22 protein-coding genes are annotated in these 21,694 nt (G+C 63.0%); 9 read left to right on the top strand and 13 right to left on the bottom strand.

Translation table 11 applies throughout. From position 1 onward, the window contains the following. Positions 1-76: 76 nt before the first annotated feature. Complete coding sequence (gene urtA, locus FJ543_RS03270; RefSeq protein ID WP_224528120.1) at positions 77-1,357, bottom strand: urea ABC transporter substrate-binding protein; 1,281 nt, start codon at positions 1,355-1,357, stop codon at positions 77-79. Between the two features lie 344 nt (positions 1,358-1,701). Here urtA and FJ543_RS03265 point away from each other — a divergent pair, with 344 nt between their 5' ends. Next, positions 1,702-2,109 carry a hypothetical protein gene (locus FJ543_RS03265; RefSeq protein ID WP_140873751.1) on the top strand — a complete coding sequence of 136 codons (408 nt, stop codon included), beginning with the start codon at positions 1,702-1,704 and terminating at the stop codon, positions 2,107-2,109. A 156-nt stretch (positions 2,110-2,265) separates the two neighbouring features. Here FJ543_RS03265 and FJ543_RS03260 read toward each other — a convergent pair whose 3' ends face one another. The 3 genes from FJ543_RS03260 to FJ543_RS03250 form a co-directional block, all read right to left on the bottom strand. Then, complete coding sequence (locus tag FJ543_RS03260; protein ID WP_140821788.1) at positions 2,266-3,837, bottom strand: GMC family oxidoreductase; 1,572 nt, start codon at positions 3,835-3,837, stop codon at positions 2,266-2,268. Between the two features lie 46 nt (positions 3,838-3,883). Further along, positions 3,884-4,414, bottom strand: coding sequence for a hypothetical protein (locus FJ543_RS03255; protein ID WP_015317694.1), 531 nt, complete (start codon positions 4,412-4,414; stop codon positions 3,884-3,886). Between the two features lie 79 nt (positions 4,415-4,493). Further along, complete coding sequence (locus FJ543_RS03250) at positions 4,494-4,889, bottom strand: VOC family protein (RefSeq protein WP_140664242.1); 396 nt, start codon at positions 4,887-4,889, stop codon at positions 4,494-4,496. 246 nt (positions 4,890-5,135) lie between these two features. Between FJ543_RS03250 and FJ543_RS03245 the strand changes: the two genes are divergently transcribed. Beyond that, positions 5,136-5,435, top strand: coding sequence for a ribbon-helix-helix domain-containing protein (locus FJ543_RS03245; RefSeq protein ID WP_015317692.1), 300 nt, complete (start codon positions 5,136-5,138; stop codon positions 5,433-5,435). Here FJ543_RS03245 and FJ543_RS03240 read toward each other — a convergent pair. Next, the gene (locus FJ543_RS03240) at positions 5,432-6,145 is read right to left on the bottom strand and encodes a DeoD-type purine-nucleoside phosphorylase (RefSeq protein ID WP_140821790.1); all 714 of its coding nucleotides are present in this window, start codon (positions 6,143-6,145) and stop codon (positions 5,432-5,434) included. The two genes, FJ543_RS03245 and FJ543_RS03240, sit on opposite strands and share 4 nt — an antisense overlap. A gap of 86 nt (positions 6,146-6,231) precedes the next feature. Beyond that, positions 6,232-8,808, bottom strand: coding sequence for an ATP-binding protein (locus FJ543_RS03235; RefSeq protein ID WP_140616513.1), 2,577 nt, complete (start codon positions 8,806-8,808; stop codon positions 6,232-6,234). A gap of 328 nt (positions 8,809-9,136) precedes the next feature. Here FJ543_RS03235 and FJ543_RS03230 point away from each other — a divergent pair, with 328 nt between their 5' ends. Beyond that, positions 9,137-9,889 (top strand): flagellar biosynthetic protein FliO, encoded by a 753-nt coding sequence (locus FJ543_RS03230; RefSeq protein ID WP_015317689.1) that lies wholly within the window; start codon positions 9,137-9,139, stop codon positions 9,887-9,889. Between the two features lie 146 nt (positions 9,890-10,035). Here the strand turns inward: FJ543_RS03230 and dksA are convergent, their stop codons facing one another. Then, on the bottom strand, positions 10,036-10,452 hold the full coding sequence (gene dksA, locus FJ543_RS03225) for an RNA polymerase-binding protein DksA (protein ID WP_015317688.1): 417 nt from the start codon (positions 10,450-10,452) through the stop codon (positions 10,036-10,038). A 275-nt stretch (positions 10,453-10,727) separates the two neighbouring features. On the opposite strand from dksA, the gene FJ543_RS03220 reads away from it, so the two are divergent. The 4 genes from FJ543_RS03220 (at position 10,728) to FJ543_RS03205 (ending at position 14,543) form a co-directional block, all read left to right on the top strand. Continuing rightward, on the top strand, positions 10,728-11,231 hold the full coding sequence (locus tag FJ543_RS03220; protein ID WP_140873749.1) for a histidine phosphatase family protein: 504 nt from the start codon (positions 10,728-10,730) through the stop codon (positions 11,229-11,231). 76 nt (positions 11,232-11,307) lie between these two features. After that, the gene (locus FJ543_RS03215; protein ID WP_140873747.1) at positions 11,308-12,786 is read left to right on the top strand and encodes a YcjX family protein; all 1,479 of its coding nucleotides are present in this window, start codon (positions 11,308-11,310) and stop codon (positions 12,784-12,786) included. Further along, on the top strand, positions 12,783-13,868 hold the full coding sequence (locus tag FJ543_RS03210; RefSeq protein WP_140873745.1) for a TIGR01620 family protein: 1,086 nt from the start codon (positions 12,783-12,785) through the stop codon (positions 13,866-13,868). Before FJ543_RS03215 ends, FJ543_RS03210 begins: the two co-directional genes overlap by 4 nt. Before the next feature lie 123 nt (positions 13,869-13,991). Then, positions 13,992-14,543, top strand: a complete 552-nt coding sequence (locus FJ543_RS03205; RefSeq protein WP_015317684.1) for a hypothetical protein — start codon at positions 13,992-13,994, stop codon at positions 14,541-14,543. A gap of 120 nt (positions 14,544-14,663) precedes the next feature. On the opposite strand, the gene FJ543_RS03200 is transcribed toward FJ543_RS03205, so the two are convergent. The 3 genes from FJ543_RS03200 to FJ543_RS03190 all read right to left on the bottom strand — a co-directional run bounded on the left by FJ543_RS03200 (position 14,664) and on the right by FJ543_RS03190 (position 17,361). After that, entirely contained in the window at positions 14,664-14,930 is a 267-nt protein-coding gene (locus FJ543_RS03200) for a hypothetical protein (protein WP_140873743.1), read from the bottom strand. Between the two features lie 173 nt (positions 14,931-15,103). Then, complete coding sequence (locus tag FJ543_RS03195; RefSeq protein WP_140873741.1) at positions 15,104-16,312, bottom strand: MFS transporter; 1,209 nt, start codon at positions 16,310-16,312, stop codon at positions 15,104-15,106. Between the two features lie 59 nt (positions 16,313-16,371). After that, positions 16,372-17,361, bottom strand: a complete 990-nt coding sequence (locus FJ543_RS03190; RefSeq protein WP_140664259.1) for an AraC family transcriptional regulator — start codon at positions 17,359-17,361, stop codon at positions 16,372-16,374. 159 nt (positions 17,362-17,520) lie between these two features. Between FJ543_RS03190 and FJ543_RS03185 the strand changes: the two genes are divergently transcribed. After that, on the top strand, positions 17,521-19,356 hold the full coding sequence (locus FJ543_RS03185; protein WP_140792594.1) for a monovalent cation:proton antiporter-2 (CPA2) family protein: 1,836 nt from the start codon (positions 17,521-17,523) through the stop codon (positions 19,354-19,356). Between the two features lie 11 nt (positions 19,357-19,367). Next, on the top strand, positions 19,368-19,913 hold the full coding sequence (locus FJ543_RS03180) for a DUF924 family protein (protein WP_140873739.1): 546 nt from the start codon (positions 19,368-19,370) through the stop codon (positions 19,911-19,913). Between the two features lie 8 nt (positions 19,914-19,921). Here the strand turns inward: FJ543_RS03180 and folK are convergent, their stop codons facing one another. From folK to folP, 3 genes are read right to left on the bottom strand one after another with little or no spacing between them, the layout of a single operon-like run. Then, positions 19,922-20,434: a 2-amino-4-hydroxy-6-hydroxymethyldihydropteridine diphosphokinase gene (gene folK, locus FJ543_RS03175; protein ID WP_140726813.1), complete on the bottom strand. Its 513-nt coding sequence runs from the start codon at positions 20,432-20,434 to the stop codon at positions 19,922-19,924. Further along, a complete protein-coding gene (gene folB / locus FJ543_RS03170; protein WP_140616272.1) occupies positions 20,418-20,777 on the bottom strand; it encodes a dihydroneopterin aldolase in 360 nt (119 codons plus the stop codon). The genes folK and folB overlap by 17 nt, the downstream gene beginning before the upstream one ends. Before the next feature lie 3 nt (positions 20,778-20,780). Next, positions 20,781-21,629, bottom strand: a complete 849-nt coding sequence (gene folP / locus FJ543_RS03165) for a dihydropteroate synthase (RefSeq protein ID WP_140873737.1) — start codon at positions 21,627-21,629, stop codon at positions 20,781-20,783. Between the last annotated feature and the right edge of the window lie 65 nt (positions 21,630-21,694).

Here is a 21,694-nt window from a genome sequence, read left to right as displayed (position 1 = left end):
CGCGTCCGGACGGTGGAGGAAACCGTCCGGACGCGTGCGGTCTTGGGCGTGGCATGAAGGCCCTGCTCGGGGAGGATCAGTTTGTGCCCTTGCCGCCGCACTTGCCGGTGGCAACGTTGAAGTTGCCGCACGACAGCGGCTTGCGCCAATCGGAGATCAAATCCTTGGAGTCCGGCAGGTAGTCGGACCATTCGTCGCCCATCACCAGGCCGGGCGTGCGCGAAACCGTTTCGAATTGGCCGTCGGCCTGGATTTCGCCGATCAGCACCGGCTTGGTGATGTGATGGTTCGGCATCATCGTCGAGTAGCCGCCGGTCAGGTTTGGCACAGAAACGCCGATCATGGCGTCGATGACCTTGTCCGGATCGGTGGTGCCGGCCTTCTCAACCGCCTTCACCCACATGTTGAAGCCGATATAATGAGCTTCCATCGGGTCGTTTGTGGTGCGCTTGTCGCTCTTGATGAACTTGTGCCAGTCGGCGATGAACTTCTTGTTCTCGGGCGTATCGACGCTCTCGAAATAGTTCCAGGCCGCGAGATGGCCGACCAGCGGCGCGGTGTCGAGACCGGCCAGCTCTTCCTCGCCGACCGAGAAGGCCATGACCGGGATGTCCTCGGCCTTGATGCCCTGGTTGCCGAGTTCCTTGTAGAACGGCACGTTGGCATCGCCATTGACGGTCGAGACGACGGCGGTCTTCTTGCCGGCCGAGCCGAATTTCTTGATCGCCGAGACTTCGGTCTGCCAGTCGGAGAAGCCGAATGGCGTATAGTTGACCATGATGTCTTCGGCCGCGACGCCCTTGGCCTTCAGATAGGCTTCGAGGATCTTGTTGGTGGTGCGCGGATAGACGTAGTCGGTGCCTTCGAGCACCCAGCGCTTCACCGAACCGCCGTCCTCGCTCATCAGGTAATCGACGGCCGGAATGGCCTGCTGGTTCGGCGCGGCACCCGTGTAGAAGACGTTGCGCTCGCTTTCCTCGCCCTCATACTGGACCGGATAGAACAGGATATTGTCGAGTTCGGAAAACACCGGCAGCACCGACTTGCGCGACACCGAGGTCCAGCAGCCGAACACCGCGGCGACCTTGTCCTTCGAGATCAGCTCACGCGCCTTTTCGGCGAACAGCGGCCAGTTGGAAGCCGGGTCGACGACGACCGCTTCGAGCTTCTTGCCGAGCAGGCCGCCCTTGGCGTTCTGCTCGTCGATGAGCATCAGCATGGCGTCCTTCAGCGTCGTCTCTGAAATCGCCATCGTGCCCGACAGCGAATGAAGAATGCCGACCTTGATCGTATCATCGGCGGCCCTGGCCGGAGCAGACATCACCAGGCCGGCGGCAACTACGCTCGCCGAGAACATTTTTGCTATTGTCGAGAAATTACCCCTCATGCGGAAGACTCCCAAGCTGGTTTGATTGCACCGCAACTATGCAATGCAACCCCCGTGCCAACCGCTGAAGGCATGCGGAAAAGCGCAAAATAGACACATGTTATCAGTGCGTTGCTACATTAGATTGAACGAAACAAAGAGAGCCGGTTAAAAATTGATTGAGGGAAATTTGCGCAATGCACAAGGCATATGCCTAAGCTTTGCCCATTTTCTCTAGATGCCTATATTTTGATCTTGGAGGCAGATCGCCGACGGCAAATGTTGCGGCGCGGCGCAAAAATAGGGCAAGCTTGGTCGTTCAAGCGGACGGCATCATGACATCAGCCATTTCACGCATATTCATCGGCATAGTGGCTCTGGCGGCGGCAACCGGAGCGGCCCGAGCCGACTTCAGCGACGGCAGGATGCCCGACGGCATCTATCACTGCGAGGCCTACCTGCTCGGCATGTTCCTCAACCTCGGCGACATCACCATCAAGGGAAACGTCTATAGCGGCCCGGTCACGTTCGGGACCGCGCAGCAGGGCTACAACTACCAGATGGATGCAAACGGCGTGATCTCCTGGCTGGGACCAGTTGGCGGTTACACCACCGGCGGCAACTCGCTCTCGCTCACCCAGGCAACGCTGGACGGCCAGAGTCCGCCCTCCTTCGACATCATCATGAAGCAGCCCGACGGCACCTTCACCGCCACGACCTGCACCAGGGGAAGCAATCAATAGATCTTCCCTGGCAATGACACCGCCTCGGTCTGCAACCCTGCCCGTCTTCTCATCTCATCTGGATGTTGCCGAAGGACCGCCAGCCGGTCGGCGCCTGAGGCCATGAAAAAAGGGCGCGGAACTGGTCAAGTTCCGCGCCAGCAGGCAGTCGGGAGGTCAGATGGTTTTCGCCGACATCTGCGCGGCGATATAGTCGGCCTGGCGGATCGCCAGCGAGACGATGGTCAGGGTCGGGTTTTCGGCCGCACCCGTCGTGAACTGGCTGCCGTCCGACACGAACAGGTTCTTGATGTCGTGTGCCTGGCCATGCTTGTTGACGACGCCGTCTGCGGCCTTCTCGCTCATCCGGTTGGTGCCGAGATTGTGCGTCGAGGGATAGGGTGGCGTCGGGAAAGTGCGTGTGGCGCCGACCGCATCGTAAAGCGCCGTGGCCTGCTTGTAGGCATGATTGCGCATTGCCGTGTCGTTGGCATGGTCGTCGAAATGCACATCGGCGATCGGCATGCCGTGCTCGTCCTTCTCGTCGCCATGCAGCGTGATGCGGTTCTCCTCGCGCGGCATATCCTCACCGACGATCCACAGGCCGGCCATGTGGTCGTAGTGGTCGAGCGCGGTGGTGAAGGAACGCCCCCAGCCGCCAGGGTTCAGGAAGGCAGCCATGAAGGGCAGGCCGAGCGACAGCGTCTCGAACTCGTAACCGCCGACAAAACCGCGTGACGGATCATGGCGCGCCTCATCACGGATGATGCCGGCCATGGTGGTGCCGCGATACATGTGCACTGGCTTGTCGAAGATGGCATAGACTGATCCCGTGGTATGCCGCATGTAGTTCTTGCCCACCTGCCCCGACGAGTTGGCAAGGCCGTGCGGGAACTTGGCTGATTCGGAATTGAGCAGCAGGCGCGGGCTCTCGATCGAATTGCCGGCGACCGCCACGATGCGGGCCTTCTGCTCCTGCAGCTTGCCGTCCTTGTCGGCATAGACGACGCCGGTGACCTTTCCAGAGGCGTCATGGTTGATCTTGATCGCCATGGCGTTCGGCCGGACCTCGAGGTGGCCGGTCGCCTCGCCCTTCGGGATTTCGGTATAGAGCGTCGACCATTTGGCGCCCCATTTGCAGCCCTGGAAGCAGAAGCCGGTCTGCTGGCAGGAATTGCGGTCGTCGCGCTCCACCGAGTTGATCGCCATGTTGCCGGTATGGCATTCCTTGTAGCCGAGCTTGTCGGCGCCGGCCTTCAGCACCTTGAAATTGTTGTTGCCCGGCAGGCGCGGCCAGCCATTGGTGCCGGTGACGCCCATCTTGGCTTCCGCCTTGGCGTAGTAGGGCTCCATCTCGGCCAGCGTCACCGGCCAATCCAAAAGGTTGGCGCCTTCCAGCTTGCCGTAGGTCGACAGCGTCTTGAACTCATGCTCCTGGAAGCGCAGCGATGCGCCCGCCCAGTGCGTGGTCGAGCCGCCGACCGACTTGACGATCCAGGCAGGAAGGTTGGGAAAATCCTTGGCCACGCGCCAATCGCCGGATGTGGTGCGCTTGTCCGTCCAGGCGAGCTGAGCGAACGAATCCCACTCGTCGTTGATGAAGTCCTCATATTCGTGGCGGGCACCGGCCTCGAGGATGACGACATCGATGCCCTTCTGCGCCAGTTCGTTGCCGAGCGTGCCGCCGCCGGCGCCGGAGCCGATGATGACGACCACGCCGTCGTTTTTCAGATCAAATGCTGCTGCCATGGTTTCCTCCCATGAAATCAACTGAATGCGGTTGAGGCGAAGCGGGTCAGAGCCACTCGATGTCGCTGAATCCCCGCGCGATGTAGCCGCCCTTGGAATAGGATTCGCCCTCGTAGCCGAAGATCGGCCAGACCTCCTTCTGGTTGTAGAGGCTGACGACAAGACCGCCGCGAACCGCCTGGAAGAAGGCCGTACCCTCAATGTCCCTGAGCAACGCGACCCGCTGCTCTTCCCAGCCGAGCCCGCGATAACCGCCCTCGCCGGCTCTCTTGTCGAGATCGGCGATCCCGTTTTCGATAAGCTCCTTGTGAGCCTTGTCCTTGGCGGCCATCTCATCATGGCCCTTGACCGCGACGGCGTAATATTTGTCAGGGACTTGGTCATGCGGGTAGATATCGCGCGCCAGCTGGATCAGCGTCGCCATTGTCTCGGGCTTCAGAGCCGAGGTTTCCAGCCCCCAGGCATGTTGCGGACTGATGACGGCGCTGCCGGAAATGACGAGCAGCGCGCCGACGCCGCCGCGTTTGAGAAGTTCGCGCCGTGAAAGCCCGGGCTTCCCCTCGTGGATCGTGACCATGTTTTTCCTCCCTGCTTGCTGTTCGCACTCGAAAGAGTGCCGTTGCTGGCGCCGCGCCGGTCCGCGCGGCCGGTTGTCCCTATTGGAAGCGCCCTCCGCGCTGCAGGACCTCGACCTTGTAGCCGTCGGGGTCCTCGATGAAGAAGAAGCGGGCGATGAGCGACCCGTCGCGGCTGAATTCGACAATCTTCTTCGGATTGAGGCCGAGTGCGCCGAGCCGATCATGTTCGCTGTCGAGATCGGCGACCGAGACCGCGAGGTGACCATAGCCGTCGCCCAGCGCATAGGGCTCCGCGCGCCCCTTGTTGACGGTCAACTCAACCTCGAAAGGCGCATCGGCATTGCTGAGGTAGACCAGCGTGAAGGTCTCGAAGTCCAGTCGTTGGGCGACCTCAAGGCCGAATGCCTTGGTGTAGAAATCGATGGAGCGGGCTTCGTCGAGAACCCGGATCATGGTGTGGATTGCCTTCGCCAAATCAGACTCCGCAGCTTCATGCTTTCGAAGGTGATTATGCGCGCCGGTGAAGAAAGGTGGTGGCAGCCGACTACCACGCATGGGGTTGGAAAAACGGATATGCCCATCCCAAGGACGTAAGTCTGCCAAGGACGAAAGTCTGATTGCCGTTGACGACCTTCCGGTCGATGATGAAACCGCAGGCAGTGTTCAAAAGGCACCGACCGCCCCGTCGGCGCCCAAGACCAACAAAAACGGGAGGTAACGATGTGCAGAGTCTTTGCCGCACAGGATCCGGAAGGCTATCGTCAGATCAACCGGTCGATCCGCATTGACGGACATTCGACGAGCATCCAGCTCGAGGTCACGTTCTGGGCCTTGCTCGACGAAATCGCCGAAAGCCAGAACCTGACGACGCCGAAATTCATCTCGAAGCTCTACGACGAAGCCATCGAGATCAACGGCGAGATCCCTAATTTCGCGTCGATGCTGCGCACCACTTGCGCACTCTATCTACGCGGCCACCGACCATCCATGGAGGAGGTGTTGAAGCGAGAGGCCGCCTAGCGCCCTTCCGTGGCGACTTCGAGCGCGAGCCGGCTCATGTCGGTGAAAAGCGCCTGGCGTTCGGAATAGTCGGTCTGTTCGCCGGTAAGCAGATTGTCGACGACGGTCAGCAGCGACAACGCCCTCGCGCCGAAATGGGCCGATATGCGATAGAGAGCGCTGGTTTCCATGTCTACCGCCAGCGCCCCGAGCGCCCTTGCGTCGGCATAACGGGCACGCGCTTCAGGATGGTAGAATATATCGGTGCAGGCTGTCAGGCCGGCGTGGTGGTCGATGCCAAGTGCGGCTGCCTTGCTCAATGCGCTAGCCAGCAGCGCCGGATCCGGGCCAACATCGGCTACGTAAAGGCCAAAAACTCGACCGCTCTCGGTATTTTCAGGCCGTGCCGATTGCGAGATCACAAGGCTGCGCAGCTTTGCCTCGGCGCTCAGGCTGCCGCAGGTACCGGTGCGGATCAGTGTTCGGACGCCATAAAAGTCAAGCAGTTCATGGGCGTAGATCAGGAAGGATGAAACGCCGATGCCCGTCGCCTGAATGCTGACGGGCTTGCCGCGAAACAAGCCGGTAAAGCCGAGAGCGCCGCGTCGGCGATTGACGCAGCGCGGCGCGTCCAGGAATGTCTGCGCCATCCACTCCACGCGCTGCGGGTCGCCCGGCAACAAAACCGTGTCGGCGTAATCGCCCTTGCCTGCCTCGATGTGTGGCGTCAACAGCCGCTCCCCCAAGCCCGCCTGCTGTATTTTCAACAATCATGGCGTTGTTACGGCGTTGTGCAAGAGCGCGGCATTGGAAGCACCTAGGATTCAAGGACATCCTTGACGATCGTGGCCAGTTGCTTGAGCGAGAACGGCTTTGGCAGGAAGCCGAAATGCGCCTCCGCCGGCAGGTTCCTGGCGAAAGCGTCCTCGGCATAGCCGGAGACGAAAACGAACTTGATGTCCGGCTGGCGTTTGCGCAACTCACCGAGCAGGGTCGGCCCGTCCATTTCCGGCATCACCACGTCGGAAACGACGATGTCGACCTTGCCGCCCAGCGCTTCGAACACTTCCAGCGCCTCGACGCCCGAGGATGCCTCGTGAACGGTATAGCCGCGCGAGGTCAGTGCCCGCATGCCGCCCATGCGCACGGCATCCTCATCCTCGACCAGCAGGACCGTCGCCGACCCGGACAGATCCTTGGTGCTATCGGCCAGTTTGACTGCCGCTGCCGCCGGCGCTTCACCGGCTTCGGCTGCCGTTTTCGCTTCCACGATGTGACGCGGCAGGAAGATGCGGAAGGTGGACCCCTTGCCGACTTCGGAATCGCAGAAAATGAAACCGCCGGTCTGCTTGATGATGCCGTAGACCATGGACAGGCCAAGGCCCGTGCCCTTGCCGACCTCCTTGGTGGTGAAGAACGGCTCGAAGATCTTCTTCAGCACGTCGGGCGCGATGCCTGAGCCAGTATCCTCGACTTCGACCACCACATAGTCGGCGGCCGCGAGTTCGCGGTAGGGAAAGCTCTTGCATTCCTCGGCGGTCACGTTGCGGGTGCGCACGGTGAGATCGCCGCCCGCCGGCATCGCGTCGCGCGCGTTGACCGCCAGGTTGACCACCACTTGCTCGAACTGCCCGATATCGACCTTGACCGGCCACAGGTCGCGGCCGTGATCGACCTTGAGCTTGATGTCGTTGCCGACCAGGCGGGCAAGCAGCATCCTGAGATCGGCGAGCACGTCGGTGAGGTTCAGCACTTCCGGCCGCAGCGTCTGCTTACGCGAGAAGGCCAGCAACTGCCTGACCAGGGAGGCCGCGCGATTGGCGTTCTGCTTGATGTTCATGATGTCGGGGAAGGACGGATCCGACGGCCGGTGATTGGTCAAAAGCAGGTCGGACGCCATGATGATGGCGGTCAGCACATTGTTGAAGTCGTGCGCGATGCCACCGGCGAGCTGGCCGACGGCCTGCATCTTCTGGCTTTGCGCCATCTGCCCTTCGAGCGCCTTCTGCTCGGTCGTCTCGACGGCGTAGACGATGGCCGCTTCCTCGGCTCCTTCGCCGCCGGTGCCATCGGCCACGGCGTTGACGTAGAAACGGATATGCCGCTCATCATTGCCGGGCAGCACGGTCTCAATCGGATCAATGTCGGCCTGCCGCTGCCGGGCTTTCTCGAAAGCCGCGGCAAAGGCCGGCCGGTCGCGGTCATGGATCACCGTGTCGAGCCGCACGCGGCGATCCACGGCATCGCGGTCGACGACCGAGGAAAACAGCGACAGGAACGGTGCGTTGGTGCGCAGGATGCGCCCGCTGGCATCGACACCGGCAATCGCCATCGGCGTCGAATTGAAGAAGCGGGTGAAGCGCACTTCCGAGGCGCGCAGGTCGGCCGAGGCATCCTCGCCCTGTGTGCGGTTGAGCACGATGGTGCGGGTTGGCCCGCCGACGCCCTCACGGCTGGCCGAAACGCGATGCATGAAGCGCACCGGCAGCGCCTCGCCGGTCATCGTCGTCAAGTCGAGATCGATGACCGCATTGCGCGTCGTGCCGGGGTCCGCCTTGACGGAGCGCACCAGCGCCATGCCGTCGCCGGCAACAATATCGGGCAAGGCGACGGCACCGGGGGTGAAGCTGGCGAGATCGATGCCCAGCCATCCGGCGAGCGTGGCGTTGATGTAGGTGACGCGGCCGTCCTGGTCGGCCGAAAAGAAGCCGGCCGGCGCGTGGTCGAGGTGGTCGATTGCCTTCTGCAGATCGAGGAAGAAACGCTCCTGCTCGGCCCGCTCTTGCGAAATGTCGGCGAGCTGCCAGGCCAGCATCGGCAGCCGCTGGCCCGGGACGCTGAACGCGCGGGCGCGTGCCCGGTACCAGCGCGCGCCCGGTTCGGCGCCGGGCCGGATCGATTGCGCGAGCCGGAACTCGCCGTCGCCCGGCTGCCCGTCACGCAAGCCGGACGCCAGCCGGTAAATGGTCACCGAGGCTTCGGGGACATCGGAGAGCAATCCTTCGACCGTCTTCAGGTCAGCGGCCGATGAGGCGCCGGTCATATCGGCATAGGCGCGGTTGGCGTAGACGACGCGACCCTTGGTGTCCGTGACCAGCAGGCCCTGCGACATCGAATCGACGAAGGCCTTGGACAGTTCGTCGCCCGTGGAGCGCGGTGTGATCTGCACGAAGCCGATCGCGGTCGCGAACAGGAAGCCGACACCGATCATCGCCAGCACGCCGAGCATGCCGAGCAGGAACGGATCGCCGAGGCGCTCGCGGAAAAGGCCGAAGACGATTGCGGCGCCCGTCAGGACGACGATGAAGATGATAAGCCGGGTGACCGCGCCCGGTCGCGTATTCTGGTCGACGATCGGTGCCGGATAGAAATCGCCGCGCGCTTCCTTGGCCATATGCCCCCTGCTCATGAAATCCGATGTTCCGACACCCGCCCCCAATGCATGTCGCCCAAAAATGGCTTCGGTTTTGGGAAAACGACATGCATGAAAAACACGGACCTGAAACGCGTCGCATGAATCCGTTTCAGCGCGACGCGCTTTAGCCGGTTGAATCACATTCTCCTGGTCTGGAAAAGGCCCGGGCCGCAAATGTCGGATAAAAATGCTGTCGGCTGGCCTTCCCTGTGTTTCAAGCTGTTCACGATGCGTGAAAGGCAACTTGCGGTAGCCAGTCGCAACGGTCTAGTGTCGCGTCACTTTCCAAACCGTTCGGGGGAAACCAATGCAGTGGCTGGATAGCGTGGCGGGTCCCGGTTATGCGGCGGCACTCCTGTGGACCTTCGCCGCGCTGATCCTGCTGGTCATCGTTCTCGTCATCGTCAGGCTCGTGCGCAACCTGACCTTCGGCACGTTTGTCGCCGGCGGCCGCAACCGCAAGACGCGGCTCGCCGTCATGGACGCAACCGCCGTCGACAGCCATCGCCGACTGGTGCTGGTGCGACGCGACGACATCGAACATCTGCTTCTGATCGGCGGCCCGACCGACGTCGTTGTCGAACGCGACATCCGCCTCGCCGCGCCGCGCCGTCCGGCGTTGACTGGAGATGGCGGCCTGCAGCCTGTCCCGGCGGCCGCCGCCCCGGCTGCGAAGCCTCGGTCGCCGCAGCCCGCTCCCGTGCCTCCGAGACAAGCACCCGCTCCGCAGCCGGTGGCCATGGCACAGCCTGCCCGCCAGCGTCCGGCGGCGCCACCACCGGCTCCGGCGCCCGCACCGAAACCAGCGGCGCAAACCTATCAATCGACCAATGTCACGCCGCTGCCTGCCTATGGCTCCGCCAACGTCAATGCCGCCAGGCACACGCCGCCACCGCCGACGCAGGACAGCATCGACGACACGCTGATGAAAGAACTCGAGGTTTCGCTCGACCAGCCCCGCTCCGGCGGCCCGGTGGGCAAACCGGCAGCCAAGGCGCCGCCCTCGCTCGACGATGAAATGACCAGGCTGTTGGGCGAACTTTCAAGCCAAAAGAGATGAACTGCCTAGGTCAAGAGATGAACTGTCGCCTGCCAGTGACTAGGCTGGCCGGCGTTCAAGCGTGTTCAAATCTATTGAAGGTGGCACGCATCGAACAGAAATGGCCGGATAACCGGCCATTTGGAAATCAATGCAAAGGCGGTCCATCAGTCGTCGCGATAGACTTTTTCACGGCGCTCATGCCGTTCTTGCGCTTCGATCGACAAGGTGGCGATCGGGCGCGCGTCGAGCCGCTTCAAGGCGATCGGCTCACCGGTTTCTTCGCAATAGCCGTAAGTGCCTTCATCGATGCGCTGCAGCGCCGAATCGATCTTTGAGATGAGTTTCCGCTGACGGTCGCGGGCCCTGAGCTCGATGGCGCGGTCGGTTTCCGAAGAGGCGCGGTCGGCGAGGTCGGGATGGTTGGCGTTTTCCTGCTGCAGGATTTCGAGGGTTTCGCGCGCCTCGCGCAAGATGTCATTTTTCCAGGTGACGAGCTTCTGGCGGAAGTAGGATTTCTGCCGTTCGTTCATGAACGGCTCGTCTTCGGAGGGTACGTAATCGGCGGTAACGATGTCGTTCATTCGACTCACCCAACAGCCCCAAATTTGGCGCCTATATATTCGCCACCAGACGCCTGCACAAGCGCAATCAGCCACCGACTCACGCAATTGTTAAAGTGCGTCTCCAGCCTTCTCCGGAGCGGCATAAATCTGTTTTGATGGCGAAAGTACGACGATCCTCGCCCATCGCCCTGCAAGTGATTCGCCGCGCTGAAGCACGCGCACCATTGTGCGTGCGGCTTTTCTCGTGGCTAATCGCGGCAGGACTTCAGCTCTCGGGCACCGTTGGAGGTTGGGTGAGCAGGCTTTATCTGTTGCGACACGCCAAGGCCGGTTGGGCCTTGCCGGGCATGCGTGATTTCGATCGTCCGTTGGACGCATCCGGCCGCGCCGATGCCGAAAAAATGGGGACCGCGATGCGTTCCCGCTCCTATGTGCCGGACCTGACGCTGTGCTCCAACGCCAAACGCGCCAGGGAAACGCTCGAGGGTCTGGCCGGCCAGACCGACACAGGCAAGGTGCTGTTTTTCGATGCGCTCTACAGCGAGGACGCGGCCAGCTATCTCCGCCTCGTCCGGGATCATGGCGGGCCCGGTTCATTGCTGGTCATAGGGCACAACCCGATGACGGAGGATCTCGCCATGGCGGTTTCGGGCGATGGCGGCGAGGCGGAGCGGGCAATGCTCAATCACGGCTTTCCAACCTCGGGCCTTGCGGTCGTCCGTTTCCCCGGCGATCTGGCGAAAGCGACCCAGGGAGCGGGCTATCTCGAAGCGTTCCTGACACCGGCCGATCCCTGATGCCGATTTCCAGCGCCATTTCAAAGCCGGGTTCCAGCGCCTATATCGGGCGGACGCAAGCCCGAGAGATCATATTTTGGCATCATCGCTGACCACCTTCACCGACGAGGCAAGAATTGCCCTCGACACATTGTCGGGACGTGCCACCGGACTTTTTTCTCCATCGCTGCGTCTGGGTGTCACGGGTCTCTCCCGCGCCGGCAAGACCGTCTTCATCTCGGCCTTCGTCCACAATCTGATCCACGGTGGACGTCTGCCGCTGTTCGAGGCGCAGAAATCGGGGCGTATCGCGCGCGCCTTCCTCGAACAGCAGCCCGACGACGCCGTGCCGCGTTTTCAATACGAGGACCACATCGCCGCTTTGGTCAACGATCGCGTCTGGCCGGACTCGACCCGCGCCATTTCGGAACTGCGGCTGACGATCGAATATGAATCGGCCTCCGGCTGGAACCGCATGTTCTCGTCGGGCAAGCTGTCGGTCGACATCGTCGATTACCCCGGCGAATGGCTGCTCGACCTGCCGCTGCTCGGCAAATCCTTCGCCGATTTTTCGCGCGAAGCCCTCGAAATGGCCACGCTGCCGGTGCGCGAGGATCTTTCGCTGGCCTGGCGAGCGATCTCGGCGGAAATCGACCCGAATGCCGACGCCGAGGAAATGACGGCGCGCCGGCTGGCTGAAAGCTTCGCCGCCTATCTCAAGGCATGCAAGCTCGACGAACGGGCGCTTTCGACCTTGCCGCCCGGCCGTTTCCTGATGCCCGGCGATCTCGAAGGCTCGCCCGCGCTGACTTTCGCGCCGCTGGCCGGCCTGGGCGACAGGCGCGCGCGCAACGGCTCGTTGCACGCCATGATGGAACGGCGCTACGAGGCCTACAAGACGCATGTCGTCAAACCGTTCTTCCGCGAGCACGTCACGCGCCTGGACCGCCAGATCGTGCTCATCGACGCCATGCAGGCGCTGAACGCCGGGCCTGGTGCCATGGCCGACCTGGAGCGGGCCGTCACCGAGATCCTCAGCTGTTTTCGCCCCGGCCGGGGCAGCTTCATAACCGACCTGTTCTCCCGGCGTATCGACCGCATCCTGGTCGCGGCGACCAAGGCCGATCATCTGCACCACGAAAGCCACGACCGGTTGCAGGCGATCGTGCGGCGCCTTGCCGACCGCGCCGTGGCGCGGGCGAATTTCACCGGCGCCGATGTCGATGTCGTCGCCATGGCGGCGGTGCGCGCCACCCGCGAAGGCACCGTCAAACAGGGCCGCGAGACATTGCCTGTTATCATCGGCACGCCGATCGCCGGCGAGAAGATCGATGGTGAAACATTCGACGGAAAGACGGAAACAGCTATATTTCCTGGTGATTTGCCGGAGAACATTGATGCTGTTTTCGACCTTTCGGGGCCGGATCACAGGCAGGACTCCACGGACCCGGCAATCCGCTTCGTCCGGTTCCGTCCGCCGAAACTCGAACGCACGGCCGAAGGTGTCACGCTGCCGCTGCCCCATATCAGGCTAGACCGCGCCTTGCAGTTCCTGATCGGAGACTATCTGGCATGACCGCGCCCCGCAAACCGGCGGCATTCCGCATCGAGCCGGAAGCCGCGCCGAAACAAGACGCGCCACAAGCACGCCAGACCGAACCGTCGCGCAGACCGCGCTCCATGAAGGCCGATGTGGCGCTGGTCATCCCGGCGGAGGTCGACGTTTTCGACGAACCGGACGTTATTGCCGCCGAGCCGCCGCCATCGGTCGCCCCCAGAAGGCGCTCGGTTCTCGGCAGCATCTTCTTCGGCGCCTTCGGCGTGCTGGTTTCGCTGGCTGTCGGCCTGTGGACCGACCAGTTGATACGCGATCTCTTTGCCCGCGCCGAATGGCTGGGCTGGCTGGCCGCCGGGACAGCGGCGATTGCGCTGCTGGCGCTGCTGGTAATCCTGATTCGCGAGTTCCTGGCCATCGCCCGCCTCGCCGAGGTCGAAAAGCTGCAGAAGCGCGCGCTCGATGCCATCGCGCGCGACGATCCGAAGGCGGCACGCGCGGTGGTCGACGAGTTGTCGGCCTTTGTCGCGGCCAAACCCGAGACCGCTGCCGGCCGGCGCGCGCTGGCTGAATTGCGCGGCGAGATTATCGACGGCGCCAATCTGGTGCGCCTGGCGGAGGCGGAAATCCTCGGCCCCCTTGATGTCAGGGCCAAGGTGATGATTCTCGAGGCCGCGAAGCGGGTCTCGCTGGTGACGGCGGTGAGCCCGCGCGCGCTGGTCGATGTCGCTTATGTCGTGTTCGAGGCCGGGCGCCTCATCCGCCGGCTGTCGGAACTCTATGGCGGACGGCCCGGAACGCTGGGTTTCTTCCGCCTGGCGCGCAGCGTACTGGCGCATCTGGCGGTCACCGGTTCGATCGCCATCGGCGACAGTTTCGTCCAGCAGATCGTCGGCCACGGCCTGGCGGCCCGCCTCTCGGCAAAGCTGGGCGAAGGCGTCGTCAACGGCATGATGACGGCGCGCATCGGCATCGCCGCGATGGAGACGGCGCGCCCCCTGCCCTTCAGCGCGGCCAGGCGCCCGGGACTGGGGGATTTCCTCGCAGCATTGACTTCGTTCGCAGCCAAGAAAGACGCCGAAACAGCCGGCTCCGGCAAATAGCGTCCAGCTCTTCGGGACGATGATCGGACTGCTGTTTCGAGGGCCCGCGGTGACGAAGCATTAACCAATCTTCTTCATGGTCGAACCGGTTTCAAACAGCCTCGTTGTTGCCGGGTGTCGTCGATGAAAAGCGTAATTCTGTCCAGCGTCCTGCCCCTGGCGGCGGTGATCACAGCTGTCGTCGGCATTGCCTCGGCGGCCTCTGCCACGGAACCGGACAAGCAGTTTTTCCAGTCGGCCGAAGGCAAATGGGTTGGCCCGGGCGAAATCGTCGCCGGCAAATACAAGGGCACGAAATTCAACTGCAGCTTCACCGGCTCCACGCCGGACGGCAAGATGGGCATGACACTGGACGGCGGGTGCCGGGTCGGCATGTTCACCCAGCCCATGTCGGCCAAGATCGAGCGCAAGGGCCGCGACTACAAGGGTTCCTTCATGGGTGGCGCTGCCGGCGCCGGCCTCGATATCATCGGCGGCAACGTCGTCGACGCCCACAAGGTGGTCTTCACCATCAACCGCAACCAATTGCGCGGTGTCATGCAGGCCCGCATTCCCGACGACAATTCCATGACCGTAACGGTTGCCGTGCGCGTTCAGGACCAGTTGGTGCCCGTCATCGGCATGAGCCTGAAGCGCGTCGATGCCGTCGAAGTCGGCTCCATCGCGCCGAACTGAGCACACCCTCGCCTACGCTATTCCGGACGGAAAAACACTTTCCTGGGATTTTCGAACCCCACAAAACAAAGAGGCGGCGGCCCATCGCCACCGCCTCCTTGGAAACGGACGAACCAGGCGTCAGCCCTTGATCGCCTTGGTCAGCTCGTCATACGCCTTGCAGGCATCGGCCAGGGTCGTGGAACCCTGGTACTTGGTCGTCACCGCCTGAACCTTGGCGGTCAGGTCAGCCGCCTTGGACGGATCCTTGGTGATCGCCTCCTGCAGCGCGGCGGCCATGTCCTGCGCCTTCTTGGTCGCGATCTCGGTCGTGCATTCCGGCGCCTTCGAACAGGCCGAGCCGGCAAGCACCGCCAGCCCGACGGCAACGAGCAAAAACTTCTTCATGTCAGTCATCTCCTCAAAAGGGTGCGACTTGATCGCCGCTCACCCCCAGTGGCCGAAGCCGAGCGTGCTTAACCTTCGATTGCGGCAACAAGCAACGCGTGCATGGCGTAAACTTGTGTAAAGAGCCTGCAACATTGCGGCGGGTCGAGTTCAGCCCTTCCATGGAGCAAAGTTCAGCCGCGAGGCTGCAGCAGAGCGAGCACAGCTGTCGATGCAGCAAGGACGGCCGTAACGGTCAATGGCGCCGTGGCACCATAGGTATCCACGACATAGCCACCCACAACCGCGCCGATCGTGATGGCAACCTGGAAAGAGACGACCATCAGGCTGCCCGCTGCTTCCAGCGCGTCAGGTGCCGCACGCGAGAGATTGGTTGGCAGCACCACCGGCCCCATGCCGAAGGCGAAGCCCCAAAGCGTGACGAATCCGAAGGCAACGCCAATGTGCACGCCCCAAAGCACCAAGGCCAGCGCCGCAACCGCCATTAACGCCGCGGTGACCACGAGAGCCATGTGAATATTGGCATCGGCCATGCGGCCGCCGGCAATGTTGCCGATCACAGCGGCGATGCCAAACCCAAGCAGAGCCAGGGCGATTGGACCGGTTGCAAGCAGCGTGACGTGTTCGAGGAAGGGGCGCACATAGACAGAACCAGCAAAATGCCCCGTCATCAGCAAGACAATGGCCAGCATGCCGATTTGAATGCCGCGCCGCCGTGTAAGCCGAAACACGTCTGCAAGACTGTTGCTTGTTGTCGCCGGCAAGGTCGGCAGGCTGAGCAACTGCGCCAACATGGCCAATACGGCCAGCCCCGCTGTCATGGCCATGGCGCTGCGCCATCCCAGCCAGTCGCTGATCAACGCCCCCAAGGACGGCGCGGCAATGGTGGCGAGCGAGACGCCGAGGGTAACGATAGCCATACCCCGGCCTGTCGCGTTGGCGCCAACCAGCCTCGCCACGACGGCGACCGAAAGTGCCCAGAAAGCGCTGAGAGCGATCCCCAGCCCGGCCCGGCCCAACAACAACAGCCAGAAATTGGGTGCCAGCGCCGCAAGAATATTGGAAGCCACCGCCAAGGCCATGAGACCGACCAGCACCGTCTTGCGGTTCAGTCGGCCGATAAGAACATTGCTCAACATGGCCGTCACGGCGCCGACGGAAGCGGTAGCGGTGACGACCTGTCCGGCCGTTCCCTCACTGATACCGAGATCGCGCGCCATTGGCGTCAGCAGGCCTGCCGGCAGGAATTCGGCTGACACCAGGGCAAAGCTGGTGGCCGCCAGTGAAATGACCGCAAACCAGGTGGCTGCACTCCACGCGGCCGGCGTATCGGCATCAAGGCCAATCGCGGTGTCTTCAAGCTGTAATGTTGTGTCTGTCACGGAAAGATCTCCAAAGTTTGGAGATCTTGATAGACGACTCCTCTCGGATGATATGTATCTTAAAATCCGAAATTCATGTCTATTCGTCCGGGATTTGTGCGACGCACAATGCCCGGCGAGACATTGGTGATGCGCTTGAACGCGCGAGCGAAGGATGCCTCGGAATCATAGCCCAAACGGGTAGCGACCTCGGCAACCGACAAGCCGCTCTGCCCCAACAACTCGCGGGCAAGCTGCATGCGCAGGCGGGCGAGATAGCGCGCGGCACCCTCGCCCAATACAGCGCTGAAACGCGCGGCGAAAATCGATCGCGATTGGCCTGCCACGCTTGCAAGGCTTCCCAGCGTCCAGTCGTGGCCGGGGTCTCGATGCATGGCTGCCAGGGCGCGGCCGATATGGGGATCGCGGATGGCTGCGAGCCAACCTGTGGTCGAGGCTCCGTTGCAATTGACCCAACAGCGGATGAGCCGGGCTGTCAGCAAATCCGCCATACGCGACAAGATGGTGGCGCTGCCCATCTGCGGTTGCGCGGCCTCCGTCGTCATGGCCGCCAGCAAAGGACCAACGACCGGGTCATTGCCGGCCACGTCGCAACCCTTGATGACAGGCGGCATCAACGTGATCAATGGATTGAGCGCACAGGAGTCCAAGGCCATGGAGCCGCAGAAAAGGGTGCTTGTCGCGCCCGTTCCTTCCCGCACCACTTCGCAGACATTGCCCCCTAACTTGATCACCTGGCAGCCCTCGAGCGAGTCGCCCACCACGTCCGGCGCACTCGCCAGCCGATGGGCGATGCCCTGCGGCAGCAGCACCAGATCGCCATCGCGCAACTCTTGCCAGCCCTGCGCTTCGGTGTGAATCCAGCACGGACCCTGGCCGACAAAGTGAAAACGAAGCAGCGATTGTCGCGGAAATTCTATGCTCCATGGATGTCGGAGCTCGCAGCGGCCATAGTTGACGCCACTCAGGCGAAAATCTTGCAGGACCTCGCTGAGCGCATCCATCGGAATATGAGGCGGCGAAGACGGCTGGGACGAACGGTCAAGCATGCAGCTGATATAGATGCCGAACGTCCCGCAGACAAGCGGAGACCGTTGTTCCACCGGGGGATTCGCACCGACAGCACCCTACCTTTCCTGGCAGGCTTCCCGCCCTTGCCTCCCGCTCCCACTGCATGCAAGGAGTGCTATACGACAAAGGGACGGATCATGGCGGCAGAGGCAGCGGGCAGCGATCTCATTCAGGTGGTGGCATTGCTGGCGGCGGGCGTGGTGGCCGTCCCGATCTTCAAGCGCATGGGTCTCGGTTCGATTCTCGGTTACCTGGCCGCCGGCGTGGTGATCGGTCCGTTCGGCCTCGGCGTCTTTTCCGAATCGGGAGCCATCCTCCATGTCGCCGAACTCGGCGTGGTCATGTTCCTGTTCATCATCGGCCTGGAAATGCAGCCGTCTCGGCTCTGGGGCCTGCGCCGCGAGATCTTTGGGCTTGGCGCGCTTCAAGTCGGCGTCTGCGCGGTGCTCTTGACTGGTGTCGGCATGGCCGGAGGGTTTTCGATTGCGCAATCTTTCGTCGCCGGCGCCGGTTTCGTGCTGACCTCGACGGCCATCGTCATGCAGCTTCTGGAAGAACGCGGCGAAATCGCCGCGCCCAAGGGCCAGCGCATCGTCTCCATCCTGCTGCTGGAGGACCTGGCCATCGTGCCGCTGCTCGCCTTGATCGCCTTCCTGGCGCCGGGCGGTGCCGGTACCAGCCTGTCGGAGCGGCTGACCGAGGTCGGCATCGGCCTCGCCGCGATCATCGGCCTGGTGGTGGCGGGACGCTACCTCCTCAACCCCTTCTTCCGCATCCTGGCGGATGCCCGTGCGCGCGAAGTGATGACGGCTGCGGCTCTGCTGGTCGTGCTCGGATCGGCGCTTGCCATGCAGCTCAGCGGCCTGTCGATGGCGATGGGCGCGTTCCTGGCCGGCGTGCTGCTCTCGGAATCGACCTTCCGCCATCAGCTTGAAGCCGACATCGAGCCGTTCCGCGGCATCCTGCTCGGCCTGTTCTTCCTGGCGGTCGGCATGTCGCTCGATCTGCATGTGGTGGCCGCGAACTGGAAGCTGATCGCCGTCTACGTCGTGGCCTACATGGTGATGAAGGCTTTCGGCATCTACATTGTCGCCCGCATCCTGAAATCAGGCCACCGCGAGGCACTGGAGCGCGCGGTCTTCATGGCGCAAGGCGGTGAATTCGCCTTTGTGCTCTATTCCGCGGCCGCCGCCGTCGGCATCATCGACGGCCAGGCAAACGCAACGCTGACCGCGATAGTCATCATCTCCATGGTGCTGACGCCGCTGGCGATCATCGCCTTGCGCTATTTCACGCCACGGGACGAGCAGTCGCTGGACGGCGTCGAAGTCGCCGACGGCCTGTCCGGCAGCGTGCTGATCATCGGCTTTGGCCGCTTCGGCCAGATCGCCAGCCAACCCCTGCTCTTGCGCGGCATCGACGTCTCGATCATCGACAACGATGTCGAGATGATCCAGGCGGCCGCCGATTTCGGCTTCAAGGTCTATTATGGCGACGGCACGCGGCTGGATATCCTGCACGCGGCCGGGGCCGGCCGGGCGCGGGCCGTGCTCATTTGTGTCGACAAGCCCGACGCCGCCATCCGCATCGCCGAACTTGTCAAGGCTGAGTTCCCCTTGCTTACGGTGCTGGCCCGTGCGTTCGACCGCGGCACGGCGCTGCAGCTCATCCGCGCCGGCGTCGATTATCAGCTGCGCGAAACCTTCGAATCGGCGCTCGTCTTTGGTGGCTCGACCCTCGAGGCGCTGGGCGTCGATCCCGAGGACGTCGCCGAAACGATCGAGGACGTCAGGCGCCGCGACACGGCCCGGTTCGAGACCCAGCTCGCCGAAGGCATCCGCTCGGGACAGCGTTTCCTGAAAGGCAATATCGGTACGCCGATCCCGACCCCACTCTCCACGCCCCGCCGTCCTGGCCAGGCGCTCAACGAGGAAACGGCCGGCGTCCTGCATAAATCCGAATCGGCGGATTGAGGGAGTTAGGCATGGAATTGGACAGCAGAGCCCTGTCGATCACCAAGTTCTGGCGCGACGCCGGCGAGGATGCCTGGTTCGAGAAGAACGACGCTTTCGATGCCGATTTCCGCGACCGCTTCCTCGATCTCCACTACGCCGCAGCGCGCCGTGAATGCGATGTCTGGTCAAGCCATGCCGAGGGCTCGCTGGCGCTGATGATCCTGCTCGACCAGTTCCCGCGCAATTGCTTTCGCGGCACCGGCCACATGTTTGCGACCGACCCACTGGCAAAGCATTTTGCGCAAAAAGCGGTCGATGCCGGCCACGATCTGGCACTGGAGCCGGAGGTCCGTGTGTTCCTCTATTTGCCGTTCGAACATTCGGAAAACCTTGCGGACCAGGAACGGTCGGTCGAACTTCATACCGCGAGGGCCGCGTTCAATCTGAAATACGCGCTGGAGCACCGCGACATTATCCAGCGCTTCGGCCGCTTTCCGCACCGCAACCGGATGCTTGGCCGCGAGACCACGGCTGAGGAAAAAGCATTCCTGGATGACGGTGGTTTCTCCGGCTGATCCGCGATTTAGCGCCGCCACCAGTCGCGGCCTGATGGCAGCCGCTCGATGCCGGCCGCATCGACCGCGCTCAGGCGATCGGCCACGCGTTTGCCGCCGACGGCAAGATCCGGCGCGATTTCGGCCAGCGGCGCCAGCACGAAGGCGCGCTCCAGCATGCGCGGGTGCGGCACTTCCAGGCCCATTTCATGGATGATGCGGTCGCCGAACACCAGGATGTCGATGTCGATGAGGCGCGGCCCCCACCTCTCCTCGCGCACGCGTTTGAGCTTTCGCTCGGCATCGAGGCAGAGGTCGAGCAATGCCCGCGGCGACAGCCGCGTCGACAATTCGGCGGCCGCGTTGAGGAAATCCGGCTGGTCGAGCTTGCCCCAGGGCGGTGTCCGGTAGAGCGAGGAGACGGCGGCCATGTCGGTATCGGGATCGGCGTCGAGGAGGCGCAACGCCGCTCCCATCGACGCCGCCGGATCGCCCAGATTGCCGCCGAGGCTCAGATAGACGGTGTTACTCGGGCCAGACAACGGTCACCTCGACGTAATCGAGCACGCCAGGCACCGGCGCATTGGGCTTGCGAACGGTGACCTCGGCTTTCCGGATCTGGGGAAAGCGCCCGGTGAGAGCCTTCGCGACTTCCAGGGCCAGCGCCTCGATCAGGCAGCGCCGGTGTCCCGTGATGATCTCCTCGATGACGGTGAAGGCGACGCCGTAATTGACGGTTTCCCCGATGGCGTCATCGACGAGCGCGCGTCCCGGCTCGACGGTGAGCGAGGCATCGACGTAGAAGCGCTGCCCCAGCGCTTCTTCCTCGTCCAGCACGCCGTGCCGGGCAAAGAAGGCGCAATTCTTCATGCGGATGACATACATGGCTCAGCGTTCCGATCCGGTTTCCCGCGCCAGCATAGCATCCGCCACCGCCAGCGCGTCCACGTTGATTGCGATATCATGGACGCGAAACAGATGCGCGCCCTTGAGCCGGAGAATGACGCTGGTCGCCGCCGTGCCGGCCGCCCGATCAGCGGCGTCGCGGCCGGTGACGGTGCCGATGAAACGCTTTCGCGACGTACCGGCCATCAGCGGGAAGCCGAGCGCGCCAAGCTCGGCAAACCGTGCCATCAGATCGAGGTTTTCCTCCGCCGTCTCCTTGGCGAAGCCGAAGCCGGGATCGAGCACGATATGGCCGTCGGCGACACCTTGCCCGCGCCCGATTTCAAGCGATTTTCCCAGGAACGCCAGCTGGTCGGCGATCACATCGGGCAGCTTGTCGCGATCCCGTCCGGTATGCATGATGACGAGCCCGGCGCCGGTTTCGGCCGCCACTCGCGCAATGTCGGGCTCACGCTGCAGACCCCAGACGTCGTTGACGATATGCGCACCGGCCTTGACGGCGAGCCGCGCGGTGTCGGCACGATAGGTGTCGACCGAAATCAGCACGTCGCCGACCTGCGCCAACGCCTCGATCACGGGCAGGATACGGGCCTGCTCCTCGCTGGCCGATATCGCGGCCGCGCCCGGGCGGGTCGATTCTCCGCCGACATCGATGACGGCGGCTCCTTCCCCGATCATGCGGCGCGCCTGGGCGAGCGCGGGTTCAGGAGCATCAAACAAGCCACCATCGGAGAAGCTGTCGGGTGTGACATTGAGGATGCCGACGACCACGGCCTTGCCGCCAAGCTCGAGATGGCGCCCATGCGCCAATTGCCATCGCCCCGCCGTCATTGCGCTTCAACCATGGGCTCATCAACCAAGATGTCATCAACGATGTGTGATCCGCATTGGATCAA

Source organism: Mesorhizobium sp. B2-5-7 (assembly GCF_006440875.1).
Lineage (GTDB): Bacteria > Pseudomonadota > Alphaproteobacteria > Rhizobiales > Rhizobiaceae > Mesorhizobium > Mesorhizobium australicum.
This window is presented reverse-complemented; position numbering and strand designations above follow the sequence as displayed.

Bases quoted from the DNA above. Each gene is read 5' to 3' on its own strand.
- FJ543_RS03200 (WP_140873743.1), bottom strand. From the start codon at position 14,930: ATGAAGAAGTTTTTGCTCGTTGCCGTCGGGCTGGCGGTGCTTGCCGGC.
- FJ543_RS03210 (WP_140873745.1), top strand. From the start codon at position 12,783: ATGACCGCGCCCCGCAAACCGGCGGCATTCCGCATCGAGCCGGAAGCC.
- FJ543_RS03180 (WP_140873739.1), top strand. From the start codon at position 19,368: ATGGAATTGGACAGCAGAGCCCTGTCGATCACCAAGTTCTGGCGCGAC.
- FJ543_RS03235 (WP_140616513.1), bottom strand. From the start codon at position 8,808: ATGGCCAAGGAAGCGCGCGGCGATTTCTATCCGGCACCGATCGTCGAC.
- FJ543_RS03185 (WP_140792594.1), top strand. From the start codon at position 17,521: ATGGCGGCAGAGGCAGCGGGCAGCGATCTCATTCAGGTGGTGGCATTG.
- FJ543_RS03260 (WP_140821788.1), bottom strand. From the start codon at position 3,837: ATGGCAGCAGCATTTGATCTGAAAAACGACGGCGTGGTCGTCATCATC.
- FJ543_RS03205 (WP_015317684.1), top strand. From the start codon at position 13,992: ATGAAAAGCGTAATTCTGTCCAGCGTCCTGCCCCTGGCGGCGGTGATC.
- FJ543_RS03265 (WP_140873751.1), top strand. From the start codon at position 1,702: ATGACATCAGCCATTTCACGCATATTCATCGGCATAGTGGCTCTGGCG.
- folP (WP_140873737.1), bottom strand. From the start codon at position 21,629: ATGACGGCGGGGCGATGGCAATTGGCGCATGGGCGCCATCTCGAGCTT.
- FJ543_RS03190 (WP_140664259.1), bottom strand. From the start codon at position 17,361: ATGCTTGACCGTTCGTCCCAGCCGTCTTCGCCGCCTCATATTCCGATG.
- FJ543_RS03255 (WP_015317694.1), bottom strand. From the start codon at position 4,414: ATGGTCACGATCCACGAGGGGAAGCCCGGGCTTTCACGGCGCGAACTT.
- FJ543_RS03245 (WP_015317692.1), top strand. From the start codon at position 5,136: ATGTGCAGAGTCTTTGCCGCACAGGATCCGGAAGGCTATCGTCAGATC.
- urtA (WP_224528120.1), bottom strand. From the start codon at position 1,357: ATGTTCTCGGCGAGCGTAGTTGCCGCCGGCCTGGTGATGTCTGCTCCG.
- dksA (WP_015317688.1), bottom strand. From the start codon at position 10,452: ATGAACGACATCGTTACCGCCGATTACGTACCCTCCGAAGACGAGCCG.
- FJ543_RS03230 (WP_015317689.1), top strand. From the start codon at position 9,137: ATGCAGTGGCTGGATAGCGTGGCGGGTCCCGGTTATGCGGCGGCACTC.
- folB (WP_140616272.1), bottom strand. From the start codon at position 20,777: ATGTATGTCATCCGCATGAAGAATTGCGCCTTCTTTGCCCGGCACGGC.